Origin of the sequence: Chryseobacterium indoltheticum, from assembly GCF_003815915.1 — a bacterium.
Taxonomy (GTDB): domain Bacteria; phylum Bacteroidota; class Bacteroidia; order Flavobacteriales; family Weeksellaceae; genus Chryseobacterium; species Chryseobacterium indoltheticum.
This window is the reverse complement of record NZ_CP033929.1, coordinates 941,930-955,349: the sequence shown is the minus strand read 5'-3', so window position 1 is coordinate 955,349 and position 13,420 is coordinate 941,930. Positions and strand designations below refer to the sequence as shown.

General features: G+C 34.4%; 11 protein-coding genes and 1 tRNA gene. 6 read left to right on the top strand and 6 right to left on the bottom strand.

What is annotated here, in order from left to right; genetic code table 11:
* Positions 1–8 precede the first annotated feature (8 nt).
* Entirely contained in the window at positions 9–719 is a 711-nt protein-coding gene (locus EG358_RS04510; RefSeq protein ID WP_076557835.1) for a class I SAM-dependent methyltransferase, read from the top strand.
* Positions 720–792: 73 nt separating this feature from the next.
* Positions 793–1,143, top strand: a complete 351-nt coding sequence (locus EG358_RS04505; RefSeq protein WP_076557834.1) for a hypothetical protein — start codon at positions 793–795, stop codon at positions 1,141–1,143.
* 65 nt (positions 1,144–1,208) lie between these two features.
* Here EG358_RS04505 and EG358_RS04500 read toward each other — a convergent pair whose 3' ends face one another.
* The 6 genes from EG358_RS04500 to mce all read right to left on the bottom strand — a co-directional run bounded on the left by EG358_RS04500 (position 1,209) and on the right by mce (position 9,108).
* The gene (locus EG358_RS04500; RefSeq protein WP_076557832.1) at positions 1,209–2,711 is read right to left on the bottom strand and encodes a carbon-nitrogen hydrolase family protein; all 1,503 of its coding nucleotides are present in this window, start codon (positions 2,709–2,711) and stop codon (positions 1,209–1,211) included.
* A gap of 363 nt (positions 2,712–3,074) precedes the next feature.
* Complete coding sequence (locus EG358_RS04495; RefSeq protein WP_076557830.1) at positions 3,075–4,313, bottom strand: PQQ-dependent sugar dehydrogenase; 1,239 nt, start codon at positions 4,311–4,313, stop codon at positions 3,075–3,077.
* 160 nt (positions 4,314–4,473) lie between these two features.
* Complete coding sequence (locus EG358_RS04490; RefSeq protein ID WP_159436351.1) at positions 4,474–7,584, bottom strand: VIT domain-containing protein; 3,111 nt, start codon at positions 7,582–7,584, stop codon at positions 4,474–4,476.
* Between the two features lie 140 nt (positions 7,585–7,724).
* The gene (gene map, locus EG358_RS04485) at positions 7,725–8,489 is read right to left on the bottom strand and encodes a type I methionyl aminopeptidase (protein ID WP_076557826.1); all 765 of its coding nucleotides are present in this window, start codon (positions 8,487–8,489) and stop codon (positions 7,725–7,727) included.
* A gap of 84 nt (positions 8,490–8,573) precedes the next feature.
* A tRNA-Ile gene (locus tag EG358_RS04480) sits at positions 8,574–8,647 on the bottom strand.
* A 62-nt stretch (positions 8,648–8,709) separates the two neighbouring features.
* A complete protein-coding gene (gene mce, locus EG358_RS04475; RefSeq protein WP_076557824.1) occupies positions 8,710–9,108 on the bottom strand; it encodes a methylmalonyl-CoA epimerase in 399 nt (132 codons plus the stop codon).
* Between the two features lie 79 nt (positions 9,109–9,187).
* Here mce and rbfA point away from each other — a divergent pair, with 79 nt between their 5' ends.
* The 4 genes from rbfA (at position 9,188) to EG358_RS04455 (ending at position 13,402) form a co-directional block, all read left to right on the top strand.
* Positions 9,188–9,547, top strand: coding sequence for a 30S ribosome-binding factor RbfA (rbfA, locus tag EG358_RS04470; protein WP_076557822.1), 360 nt, complete (start codon positions 9,188–9,190; stop codon positions 9,545–9,547).
* 6 nt (positions 9,548–9,553) lie between these two features.
* A complete protein-coding gene (locus tag EG358_RS04465) occupies positions 9,554–10,759 on the top strand; it encodes an ABC transporter permease (RefSeq protein WP_076557820.1) in 1,206 nt (401 codons plus the stop codon).
* 49 nt (positions 10,760–10,808) lie between these two features.
* The gene (locus EG358_RS04460; protein WP_076557819.1) at positions 10,809–12,602 is read left to right on the top strand and encodes an endonuclease; all 1,794 of its coding nucleotides are present in this window, start codon (positions 10,809–10,811) and stop codon (positions 12,600–12,602) included.
* Between the two features lie 62 nt (positions 12,603–12,664).
* Entirely contained in the window at positions 12,665–13,402 is a 738-nt protein-coding gene (locus EG358_RS04455; protein WP_076557817.1) for a shikimate dehydrogenase family protein, read from the top strand.
* Positions 13,403–13,420 lie beyond the last annotated feature (18 nt).

The following is a 13,420-nucleotide window of genomic DNA, read 5'->3' as shown; positions in this document are numbered from 1 at the left end:
TTTTGAACATGAATAACATCTACGAACCAAAATTTGTAAAACAACTCTTCAATCAAATGTCTGGTTCGTACGAAAGAATGAACTACATTACTTCGTTTGGCTTTTCGATTCGCTGGCGAAGACAATTTTTAAACAAATTGGGAAAATCTGAGCAAAATTTAAATGTTATTGATTTGCTTTCCGGGTTAGGTGAAAACTGGGCTTATCTTAAACAAAACTTCCCCAACTCTACTTTTTCTGCTTTAGATTTTTCTGAGAAAATGATTGCTCAATCAAAAAATAAAGGAAATAAAGTTTTTAATAATCAATTGAACTTGCTTTGCGAAGATATTCTTCAGAATAATTTAGAAACAAATTCATTTGATATTATTTCCTGTGCGTACGGTTTAAAAACATTTAATGAGCAGCAATTGGAAATCTTGGCAAAAGAAATTTCAAGAATTCTTAAACCCAATGGCAAATTTAGTTTTGTTGAAGTGTCAAAACCGAAAAACAAATTTTTGTATTATCCTTACCAATTTTATTTAAGCAAAATGATTCCCGTTCTGGGTAAATTATTTTTAGGAAATCCGAGTGATTATAAAATGCTTTGGATCTACACTGAGAATTTTGGAAACTGTGATCACGTTAAAGAAATATTTAACAGACATAATCTGAAAGTAAAATCAGAAAACTATTTTCATGGGTGCGCAACGGGAGTTTATGGTACAAAATCATAATTAAAATTAAAAATCACAAACAGGAGATAAGTAGAAGTAATTTTCTTATATTAGTTTTCACAAACAATCATCGATGAAATTATTTCTAACACTTATTTTGCTGTTTAGCTTTCATTTTATTTTTGCTCAAAACATCGAGCAGACACCTGAAAACAAACTCAAACAAGATTCAGTGAATCTTCAGAATAAAGTTGATGAAATTATGATGGTGAATATTGATGAAGAAAAAAACAATTCAAATTTGAATAACCAAAAAACTTCATTAGATAGAAAGTCAAGTAAAGAAAAATCCGAAGTAGCTCAAAATATAAATATCGTTCAGGAAATTAATACGGTATTAAATTATAAAATTAACCGGATTTGGCGAGAAGATCTGTACTGTCTGGTTTGTCAAAAAAATTATAGTCCCCGACTGGCTGCTTAAATGTCAAATAATATTTAAAAGAAAAGCACTTCCAAGATGGAAGTGCTTCAATATTTTAATCAAATTTATTTCAAATACGTTTCATATAAATCTGTTCTTCTGTCTTTCAGAATCTGAACGGAACCGTTATAGTGCAAGTCTTTCAGTAAATTAACATCCACATCTACAATCAGCGTCATTTCAGTATTGGGAGTCGCCTCACCTTTCACCGCATTAGACGGGAATGCAAAATCTGAAGGTGTGAAAACCGCCGCCTGACCAAACTGAATATCCATATTATTTACACCTGGTAAATTTCCTACACAGCCCGCAATCGCTACATAACATTCGTTTTCTATGGCTCTTGCCGCAGCGCAGTGACGAACTCTCATGTAAGCATTCTGAGTATCGGTAAGATAAGGCACAAACAAGATTTTCATTCCCTGATCAGCTAAGATTCTTGGTAATTCAGGAAATTCTACATCATAGCAAATGACCAAACCTATTTTTCCGCAGTCGGTATCAAAAACTTTAATTTCGTTTCCGCCTTTCATTCCGTAATATTTTCTTTCATTCGGCGTGATATGAATTTTCCTGTATTCATCGATTCTACCGTCACGGTGAAGCAGATAACTTACGTTGTACAAGTCGTTATTTTCAAAAATCGGCATACTTCCGGAAATAATATTCACATTGTAACTGATTGCCAGATCTGAAATTTTCATTTTAATTTCCTCGGTGATTTTAGCCAACTCAATCATACTGTCCCGCTCTGAAAGGTTGTTGAACGGAGCGAGCAAAGGGGTATTGAATAATTCCGGGAACAGCACAAAATCTGATTTATAATCTCCCATTACATTTACAAAGAACTCTACCTGCTCATAAAAAGCATGAATATCTTTAAATTGCCTCATCTGCCATTGCACCAATCCCAGACGAATAACGCTATCCTGCATTGTATTTGGCTTTTTGCTGTAATAGATATTATTCCACTGCATTAATACAGCATTTTCGCGTGAAGCTTCATCTTCGGGAAGATATTTTTTCAGCACCTTTATCGGCAGAAAATTATTGGAAAGCTGGAAAGAAAGTACCGGATCATATATTTCCTTGTCTCTTACTCTTCTGATGTACTCTCTCGCTGACAATTCATGACTGTGCTTATGATAATGCGGAATTCTTCCACCCAAAATAATAGATTTCAGATTTAATAATTCACAAAGTTCTTTTCGGGCATCGTATAATCTTCTTCCCAATCTCAACTCACGATATTCGGGATCAACAAAAATTTCGATTCCGTATAAAACATTTCCGGTTGAAATATGGGTATTGAAAGAGTAATTGCCTGTGATATCACTATACGTATGATCATCACCAAACTCATCATAATTAACGATAATAGACAGCGCAACAGCTGCAATTTTTCCGTCTACCGTGATGCAGATCTGTCCGGCTTCAAAAATTTTATTAAGCTTTGCAATGCTTTTTTTTGACCAGACGTATTCTGACATTTGAGGATAGGCTCTGCGCATGGTTTCTACCAGCTCGTCATAATCATCTACTTTCAGGGTACGTGTTTCTATCTGCATAAATATATTTTTACTAAAGTTACGCAAAAACTCTGCAAACCTTTTGACATCGTCCTTTAAAAATATTTGAAAGATGTTATTTAATACAAACTATATTTTCGTTTTGTAAAAAATCACAGACCTCTTTTGTATATTTTTCTGTTTTAAAGCATTATTAATTCATCATGTTATAAAACCAAATTATTTAGATGCGTAAAGCAATAAACTCACACGTCTAATTTGTTTAAGTTGAACGTATAAACTTCTAAATTAAGACGTCTAACTTTAATTGATGTTGCCTAGAACCAACTCAGTTAAATGAAAATTAAAAAAAAAGAAACACCAACATTTTCTGGAGGTGTTTCAAGAGTACGAAAAAAAAATCTATTGTTTTTGAATTTTATATAATCTTCCCGCATCGGTTACCGCATACAATGCATTATCGGTTCCCTGCGTGATATCTCTGAAACGCTGCCCTTCATTTACCAACAAACGTTCTTCTCCCATCACTTTGTTATCTTTTATAACTAATCTTACGATGTGAGTTCCGCTTAATGAGCCTATAAACAGGTTATTTTGCCACTCCGGAACATTATTTCCTTTGTAAAACGTCATTCCGCTTGGTGAAATCACAGGATCCCAATAGTATACAGGCTGCTCCATTCCGCTTTGCTGCTGAATTCCGCTTCCAATAACTCCACCGCTATATTCTATTCCGTAAGTAATCGTTGGCCAACCGTAATTCTTTGCAGGCAATACACGATTAATTTCGTCTCCGCCACGAGGTCCGTGTTCACTTTGCCACAATTCTCCTGTTGTGGGATGAATGGCAATTCCCTGCGGATTTCTATGACCGATACTGTACAATTCAGGCAAAGCTCCTGACTGAGTAAAAGTAGGGTTTCCCGGAGCCGGAGCTCCATCTTTTGTTATCCTTAAAATTTTACCGATTGCTGCAGTAACCGATTGCGCCAAAGGTCTTGTAGAAAGATCAGAACGTTCCCCTACACTTACCATAAGATTTCCGGTAGAGTCAAATAAAATTCTTCCTCCATAATGTAAATTTCCTGCAGAAGAAGACGGATTTGCTCTGTAAATAACGACCGCATTTTCTATAGATGTTTCAGAGGTTGAAAGTTTTCCCTTTGCTACTGAAGTCTGAGTTCCTCCGGCAACATTTTCAGAGAAAACCCAGTAGATCATTCTGTTTGTAGAAAATTGCGGGTCTATACAAAGTCCTAATAAACCTCCTTGTCCGTTAGAATTAACTGCAGGAATTCCCGTTATCGGATTGCTTAAAGTTCCTGTGCTGGTTGCAATTCTCATTGTTCCGGTTTTTTGAGTGATCAGCAATCTTCCGTCCGGTAAAGCGGTGATTCCCCAAGGCGACGTTAATGATGAACTTAAAACGGTATTGCTGTAAGGTGTCTGTGTTTTCACACCATTTACCCTTGTCTGCCCGGCAAAAGCAGGAGAATACGTTGTATTTGCAGGATTGGTTTCGACAGGCGGATAAATTGCCTCATTTCCAGGCTCTTCAACAGGTTGTTGCTCGATGTCATCAGAACAGTTTGCCAAAAACATCGCAGATGCAATCAGCATGTAATGTACTTTAAATTTCATATTGACTAAGATTTGGTGATTTGATTTAAAAAATGACAATTTAAAGTTTGGAAATCATCAAAGTTTGCGCCAATAATTTAGTATTATTTAAAATAATTCATTTTGAACATATAAAAAAAGATTCATGTTAAACTTAAATCTTTTTTATTCTTTGATGCTTTTAAAATTCAAATTCACCGATAAGAATTTCTTTATCACTACCATTATCTTCCTTCTGATTCTGAAAAACAACTATTTTTCTTTCTTGTTTTCCCGTTGCATAATTGATGTAAATTTCAGCCATGATTGCAGTAGGACCTGCAATTCCCGTTTGATTTTCGCTATAGAAATTGGTCTGAATCTTATACTTTCCTTTAACTGCTTTTTTCAATAAAAATTGCTCAGGTCCGAAACCCTGTGTAAAATCATTGCTCAATCTTCCCCCAACTTCTGTCGAAGAATGAGAGTACATACATACTTCTTTATTAGGGTCTGTTACCCAAAGATCAATATCTGTATCGTCTTTATTCCAGTTGATAACAACACGGATATTTACAGGAAGATCTGTAATAATTTTAGGATTAATATTTTTTAAATCTAATTGACTTCTGTAGTTGGTTATCAGTTGATTGATTTCCATTACAACAACCTCCTCGATTCCGTCATCACGATCGGCTAATTCATCAGTATAAGATTGTGTAAGAACTTTGTAAAGATTATCTAAAGCTTCCTGATAAAGCTTATTATCTTCTAAAGCCAATGCATAATCACGGTAACTTTGAGGATCAAATGGACGCCATTCTAAAACTTTTTTGGTGATAAATAATTCTTTATCATACGTTCCTGTCTTTTTTAATTTATAAGCCAATAATTTATACAGTTCTTCATTTTCTATATCTAAATCCGCAATTGAACTTAGAACTTTTAAGCCAGTTTTCTTATCGTTATTTTTAAACAGTAACTCAGAAACATCAAAATAATACTGTGGAAGATTTTCGTAGTCTTTTCTGTTTTGAAGATAAACCTGATAAATTTTTTCTGAATTTTCAGCAGTTTTAAAAAGCTTCATATATTCGGCATTTGATTCTACATCTTTTATCTCAATTCTGCCAGAGTTGATAATGTCTGATGCATTTTCATTTTCATATCTCGGAGTAACAACGATACCTTCTACTCTTCCCTGTACTGAAAGCAATTGTGTATTTGAACTGACAGAAGGCACACCTCTAACGGTAACCCGATCAGAAGTTACTGAAACAGATGAAGAAGTAACAGATTCTTTACGAGTGACTCTATTGTAACCCATCACTACAACTTCCTCAATTTCGTTTGAGCGGTCGGAAGTTATCGAGTCCGATTTTGCTAAGCTAGGGGAAGATTCTACAGTTTTTGTAGCTGGAGCTGCAACCGGCAAAGATAAATTTTCAACTTTTATACTTTCCGGATTATATACTGCAGTTTCTACCAGTCTTTCAACTTGCATTGGCTCATTAGAAGTGGGTTTCGGATAAGTTTTTCTTTTTTTTGCCTGAAAATCTTTTTTCCACCATTCTTTAAGCTCTTCAGTCATATGTTCTGCATCACTCATCAAATCTTTTGTCCATTCCTCTTTTTCATTTCTTTTGTTTTTTACAATTTCATCATATTCATTTCTTAATTCTTGAGGCGGAGCAATCTCATACTTCACATAATCCTCAACATTTTCTAAAACCATTAAGCTCATATTATTGCTTACCAATCCGAACTGCTTGCTTATATTTTTTATTTCATCTTTATTTTTTATTTCAAAAATCTCCAGTTCGTTTAGTTTTTTCTGAGCCCAGAATTTTGAAATATCCCAATCTTTAATAGTTTGCTCATTCGAATTTAAACGAATAGTTTTTGTTTCGGTAATTTCATCTCCGTAACCGAAATTAACTTTGACGGATGTTTGATTCCCTTGTAAAATTCCCGACAAAACGAAATCTTCAGAAACAGTTTGGGTAAAAGAAGGATATACTTCAGAAACAAAATCATTCTTTTCAACTCCTAAAAACTTTAGAGGCTGAAAAAGCAGTTTTCTGACTTCTTTTTGTGGATTACTTTCATTTAAATTTAAAAATTCGCCTCCTGTTTTATTGCTTATAAATTTCAACTGACCAAAATTCACATTATTAGAAGATGAAATTGTGTAAGTTGGCTTATTCCAAATCAATTTTAATTCTCCGAAAGACGATAATCCGTCGGTAAAGAAAAAAAGCTCGTCTTCTTTTATTTTTTTCAATTGTCCAAAGTCGGTTCCTCCGTCGTATATTGTCTGAGATAAATATTTTTTCAGTTCTTCCCAATTTCCATTATTTATTTTAAAAGTTTTACCTTCATCAAATGTATTGTTGATAAAGTAAACTTTGACTTTCAGATTTTTATTCGTGTTGAAATATTCTTTCAGCAAAGCAAATTCTTTTTCATGATCGCGTTTTTTTCCGCTTAAAGAATTATCCCAGACTATTGCTACATTTTCAGGCAGTTTTTTTTCTCTTTCATTCTGTTTAATATTTATATCAACTAAAAAATAAGATGAATTATCCGAAGCTTTCTGCATTAAAACATTTGGAAGATTATTTTGAGGGAAATTTATTTTTAAATTGTTTCCCGGCCTATATTTTGTCTTGTTCACTTCTGCAATCCAAACATTTCCTTTTTTAACAAAATTAAAATTGCCATCTGGTTTTTCTTCAAGTTGAGGAACTTCTATATTTTGGAAGACAGAAGTTCTAATTGAAAATTCGGGGATTTCTGAGGTATAATTTAGCGGTAAAAAATATTCATAGCTTTCTCCTGATTTTTTAAGCTCATAATTATAAGTGATCTGAACCGTTCTTTCACCACCATTTGCATTAAGGGGATAAATTGTCGTACGGAAATTATTCCCTTCAACTTTTTCTAAAATTCCGGGATCTACATTTTGTTTTTTTATCGTTTCATACACTTCTCTGGCTTTTTCTTTTTCTACAGGAACTGCATTCCTCAGTTTTCCGTTAATATCTAAAGCATAACCACTTGCATTTACTCCTTCTGGAAGCGGAAATGTAAGTTTTGCCTCTTTTATACGAGCTGAATTATTTCTGAAAACCATTGTAACAATATTCGTAGAAATCTTGCCCGTAATTTTGGTTTCTATGACCAACTTCTTTAAGATAACCTCTTTATTTTTAACATAATTTCCTTTATCATCCGAAGTCTCCACAACGGGAATCTGCGCAAAAAACAGAGCAGGAAAAAACAACAATAATTTCAGATATAAACTTTTCATATATTCATTGAAAGTGGAAAAACCTTTCATTCATAAAGATGCATAAATTAAAAGAAAGGTTGGAAAGATTTTTAAATTTTTCACAAAAAAACCTTTCAATAATATGAAAGGTTTGTCAATTTATGAGAAATGGATTGTTATTAATTTAAAATCTCATTCATTTTCGTCAAAATAATTGGTTTTCCATCGGTAACTACAATAGTATGCTCATGTTGCGCCATATAACCGCCTTTATTTCCTACCATCGTCCAGCCATCATTCAATTCCACTGCGATCGTTGAATCTGTCGAAATAAATGTCTCAATCGCGACAACAGAATTTTTCTTAAACCTTCGGTTATCGTAACGATTTTTGTAATTCATCAATTCATCAGGTTCCTCATGTAGACTTCTTCCAACACCGTGACCGCCAAGATTTTTAATGACTTTAAATCCTCTTTTTTGGGCTTCAGTTTCCATTAAAAATCCAATATCAGCGATTTTCACGCCGCCTTTTATATTATTAATGGTTTTTTCCAGAATTTCCTTTGATGCATCGACTAATCTCTTATGTTGGTTGATGTCATTTCCAATGATAAATGAGCCGCCGTTATCTGCCCAATATCCATTAAGCTCTGCCGAAACATCAATATTAATTAAATCACCTTCTTTCAGAACTCTCTCTGAGCTAGGAATTCCATGACAGAATTCGTTGTCTACACTTATGCAAGTCCAACCCGGAAATCCATACGTAAGATCAGGCGCCGACTTTGCACCAAAGTCTGAAAGAATTTTTGCTCCGTATTCGTCAAGATCTTTTGTCGTCATTCCAACTTGCGCGTAATTGATCATTTCTTTCAAAGTAAAAGCGACTGCTTCGCTTACTTTCTGCATTCCGATTAATTCCTGTTCGTTTGTTATAGACATAATGATTTTTTGAAAGAGTAAAGTTAGGGAATAAAAAATATTGATTAGAAATAAAAAACACTTACTGTAACAGTAAGTGTTCTGTGGTCCCACCTGGGCTCGAACCAGGGACCACCTGATTATGAGTCAGGTGCTCTAACCAACTGAGCTATAGGACCTCAAAATTTGGTTAAATTTTGTGTTTGCAAAAATAGTAAAATTTCTTTCACTACAAAATTTTTTATGGCTTTTCTTGACAAAGTTCTACCAAGACTCCATTGGTTGATTTCGGGTGCAGGAACACAACTAATTTATTATCAGCACCTTCTTTAGGCTCTTCAGAGATAAACTGAAATCCTTCTTTTTTTAATCTTTCTACTTCATTCTGTATATTTTCTACGCCAAATGCCAAATGATGAATACCTTCTCCTTTTTTATCAATGAATTTAGAGATCGGACTTTCAGGATTACTGGCTTCCAAAAGTTCAATTTTACTTTCACCTGTTTCGTAAAATGAAGTCACTACGCCTTCTCTTTCTACGGTCTCTTTCTTGTAAGATTCTTTTCCTAAAAGTTTTTTAAAAAGATCATCAGAGATCCCTAAAGATTTCACTGCAATACCGATATGCTCTAATTTCATAAATCTAAACTATATTTTTTTGACTGCTATTCAATTTTCAAATAGCAATTCAAACAAAAGTACTAAATTTGCATAAATTATGGAAAGCAACAGACAAAGAAAAGTAGCACAGATTATACAGGAAGATTTCGCAGAACTTTTCCGTAAACAGGCATCAGAAAGCAAACAGAATTTTCTGGTTTCCGTTTCCGACGTTAAAGTAACACCCGACTTGGGAATTGCAAAAATCTATTTAAGTATTTTCCCGCAGGAATTTCGTTCTACAATTATGAAAGAAATAGAAGAAAACAAGGCACAATACAGAAACTTTATCGGTCAGAAAATGGCAAAACAGGTTCGTATTATTCCACAGTTGAGCTTCTATCTTGATACGACACTTGATGATGTAGAGAAAATCGAAAGAGAGCTTCGAGGCGAAGGCGATAACCCTGTTTTATAAAAAACATTGAAAAACATTGCATTTTACATTGCATCACGCTACCTTTTATCTAAAAAAGGAAGCACTGCCGTAACGTTTATTACCTGGCTTGCCGCTGTGGCGATGAGTGTTGCTGTAGCTGCAATGTTTGTCATTATTTCTGTTTTTTCGGGCCTTGAAGATTTCAACAAAACTTTAATTTCCAATCTTCATGCTGACTTAACGATAAAAAGCACATCCGGAAAAACCATTAAAAATCTACAGAAAATAAATTCCGTTTTAAAGAACAACAAAGATATTTCGAGCTTTTCGAGGGTAATAGAAGAAAAAACATACATCAATTACAACGGAAAAGGCGATGTTGCCTATCTTCGCGGGGTAGATTCAGCTTATACAAAGGTAAACCCGATTGATAAAAATATTTTTTACGGAAGCTATCCTTCATTTGAATACAGCAATGAAGTAATCATGGAGCGTTCGCTTCAGAACAGATTAGGAATTCCTGTAGACTCAAACACCGATTTCTCAACGCTTTTCATGCCTAAACCCGGAACAGGAATTATCAATAAGGAAGAAGACATTTATAATAAAAAAGAAATTATCATTAGTGGTGTTTTCCCCGGGAACGAGCAGCTCAACAATTACATTATTGCGCCGGTAGAACTGGCTGAAGAATTATTAAATCTTCCAAAAAATTCAGCATATCAAATTGTTATTAAGCTTAAAAATCCTGAAAATATAGATTCTGTAAAACAAAACCTGCTTAAAGCTTTAGGAAAAGACGTCGAAATTAAAACCAAACAGGAAGAAAATGCAGCTTTCTGGAAAATGATTAATACCGAAAAACTGTTTATTTACCTAATTTTCGCTTTGGTTATCTTCATTACAACATTTAATTTAGCAGGCGCAATTATTATTTTACAACTTGATAAAAAGCAACAGGCAAAATCTCTTATTTCTTTAGGTTTTCCTTTATCTCATCTTAGGATGACCTATTTCTACACCGGGATTTTAATTGTTATTTTAGGCGTAATATCAGGTCTTATTTTAGGCACAGCTTTATGCTATTTCCAGATCTACACCGAATTATTTAAAGCAGTAGAAGATTTACCTTTTCCTGTAAAAATTGTAGGTGAAAATTATTTAATCGTTGCAGCTATTGCCTCAATCTTTGGCATCACTATTTCTTGGTTCTTTTCTAAAATCAGCAAAGACTATATTACTAAAAATTAATATTTTAAATTTCTAGTTATTCGTAAATTTGCCTCCCAATTTAGAAAAAATGAGACGAATTTTATACTCTTACTTGCTGAGTCTGATTGCGATCAGTGCTCTAGCTCAGGCTCCTGCTAATTATTACAGTACAGCCACCGGAACGGGTGCCACACTCAAAACACAGTTAAAAGACATTATCACAAACGGACATCAAGATCACGGTTATGGTGGACTTTGGACTGGTTATCAAACTACTGACAGAGATTATTATTATGAAAATGATGGTACTATTTTAGATATTTATTCTGAAAGACCAGCTGCTGCAGATCCTTATAATTTTACTTATAGTACCAATCAATGTGGAAGCTATGGTAATGAAGGAGACTGCTACAACAGAGAGCATATTGTTCCACAAAGTCTTTTTAATGAGGCTTCTCCAATGAAAAATGACATTCATTTTATCAGAGCAACAGATGGAAAAGTGAATGGAATGCGCTCAAATTATCCTTTTGGAAAAGTAGGAACAGCAACATTCACATCTTTAAACCAATCAAAATTAGGCAACTCTGTTTCAGCAGGATATGGAGGAACGGTTTTCGAGCCAATCGATGAATTCAAAGGTGATGTAGCAAGAATGATATTTTATTTCGTGACAAGATATGAAAACCAGCTTTCTACGTTCAGCTCAGGAAATATGCTTGGTAATTCTACTTATCCGGGATTACAAACCTGGGAACTTAATCAGCTTTTGGCGTGGCACAATTTAGATCCTGTTTCGCCGGCAGAAATAGGAAGAAACAATGCTTCATACACTTATCAGGGAAACAGAAATCCTTACATTGACAATCCTAATTATGTGAATTTGGTTTGGGGAACACCGAATACAGATACACAAGCTCCGACAACTCCGACAAACTTAATAGCAAACAACCCTACTTCAAGCACTGTCGCATTGAGCTGGAGTGCATCTACAGACAATGTAGGAGTTATAGGATACGACGTTTATGCTAATAATGTTTTAAAAGCAACAGTTTCAGGAACATCTACAACGGTTCAGGGCTTAACCTCTTCAACAACGTACAACTTCCATGTTATAGCTAAAGATGGGGCAGGAAATTCATCTACACAAAGCAATACAGCTACTGAAACCACACTTGCGGGATCAGGTGGCGGAACAGGAACTTGTGGAACTGAAGATTTCGAAAATATTACGGGAACAGGAAACGGATATGCTACAAGAACCTGGACAAATAACAATATTACCTGGACAGCAACAGATGCAAGAGTAGATGAAACCATTAATGGAAAAGCAATAACGCTAAGAATCGGTAACTTAACCAGCTCTACTATATCGGGAGGAATGCAAGACTTAACAATTAAAACTTCTCTGAAATACGGAACAGGGCCTGGTAATTTAAATCTAGAAATCAATGGAGTTCAGGTAGGCACAATTCCTTACACTGCGACAGCTAATGCAGTTACAACAACTACAATTAGCAATATCAATGTGAGCGGGAATATTATTATTAAAATTACAAACCCGATTACAGCCACTAATGGACCAAGAGTAGCAATTGATGATCTTACTTGGACTTGCGCAGCTTCTTTATCAACTGTTGAAAATTCAAAAGAAAAAGCCTTCGGTATTTATCCAAATCCGGTTAAAAACCATGAACTATTTGTAAAAGGTGAAAACCTGAACAAAGTTTTGAAAGCTGACATCTATGATCTTTCAGGAAAATTGATTAAAAACATTGCAAATCCTTTCAAAAACTCAAATAAAATCGATCTTCACGGATTAACTAAAGGAGTTTATATCTTGAAAACAGACCACAACACTACAAAATTCATTGTAGAGTAAGACAACAAATATTTTCACTACGAAAGACCGATTTTTATCGGTCTTTTTTTTATTTTTGAAGTATGGATTCCAGCAACAAATTAGGACTGATCGGAAAAAACATCTCCTACTCTTTTTCAAAAAAATATTTTGAAGATAAATTTAAAAAGAAAAAACTCACCGATTTTTCATACGAAATTTTCGACTTACAGGAAATCAATGAAATTGAGGAACTCCTTTTAAAACCTAATCTTTTGGGCTTTAATGTAACGATTCCTTATAAAGAAAAAGTTATAGATTATCTGGATGCATTGAGCGATGAAGCTCAAAAAATGGGCGCTGTAAACTGTGTTTTAATTGAAAATGGAAAGAAAACCGGTTACAATACAGACGCTTTCGGTTTCGAGAAAACGCTCGTTGCACACAAAAAGGCACATCATGAATCGGCATTGGTTTTAGGAAATGGTGGTGCTGCAAAAGCAGTGCAATACGTTTTAGACAAACATCAGATTCCGTATCAGACGATTTCGAGAAAATCAGAAATTAATTTTGAAAACCTAGATTCAGAAATAGTTTCAAAAAATAAATTGATCATCCAATGCACTCCGGTGGGAACTTTCCCAAATACTGAAGATTGCCTTGATTTTCCTTTTGAAGCTCTTACAAATCAACATCTGGTGATTGATCTTATCTACAATCCCGAGTATAGCAAATTTATTTTAAACGCATCACAAAACGGAGCCAAAACAGTTAACGGATATTATATGCTGGAACAACAGGCAGAAAAAGCCTGGGAAATTTGGTCGTTTAAAAAAAAATAACATAAATTAGTAACTTAA

What these genes read in the sequence shown, in the direction of transcription:
- EG358_RS04510 (WP_076557835.1), top strand. Translation starts at nt 9, where the DNA reads ATGAATAACATCTACGAACCAAAATTTGTAAAACAACTCTTCAATCAA.
- EG358_RS04505 (WP_076557834.1), top strand. Translation starts at nt 793, where the DNA reads ATGAAATTATTTCTAACACTTATTTTGCTGTTTAGCTTTCATTTTATT.
- EG358_RS04500 (WP_076557832.1), bottom strand. Translation starts at nt 2,711, where the DNA reads ATGCAGATAGAAACACGTACCCTGAAAGTAGATGATTATGACGAGCTG.
- EG358_RS04495 (WP_076557830.1), bottom strand. Translation starts at nt 4,313, where the DNA reads ATGAAATTTAAAGTACATTACATGCTGATTGCATCTGCGATGTTTTTG.
- EG358_RS04490 (WP_159436351.1), bottom strand. Translation starts at nt 7,584, where the DNA reads ATGAAAAGTTTATATCTGAAATTATTGTTGTTTTTTCCTGCTCTGTTT.
- map (WP_076557826.1), bottom strand. Translation starts at nt 8,489, where the DNA reads ATGTCTATAACAAACGAACAGGAATTAATCGGAATGCAGAAAGTAAGC.
- mce (WP_076557824.1), bottom strand. Translation starts at nt 9,108, where the DNA reads ATGAAATTAGAGCATATCGGTATTGCAGTGAAATCTTTAGGGATCTCT.
- rbfA (WP_076557822.1), top strand. Translation starts at nt 9,188, where the DNA reads ATGGAAAGCAACAGACAAAGAAAAGTAGCACAGATTATACAGGAAGAT.
- EG358_RS04460 (WP_076557819.1), top strand. Translation starts at nt 10,809, where the DNA reads ATGAGACGAATTTTATACTCTTACTTGCTGAGTCTGATTGCGATCAGT.
- EG358_RS04455 (WP_076557817.1), top strand. Translation starts at nt 12,665, where the DNA reads ATGGATTCCAGCAACAAATTAGGACTGATCGGAAAAAACATCTCCTAC.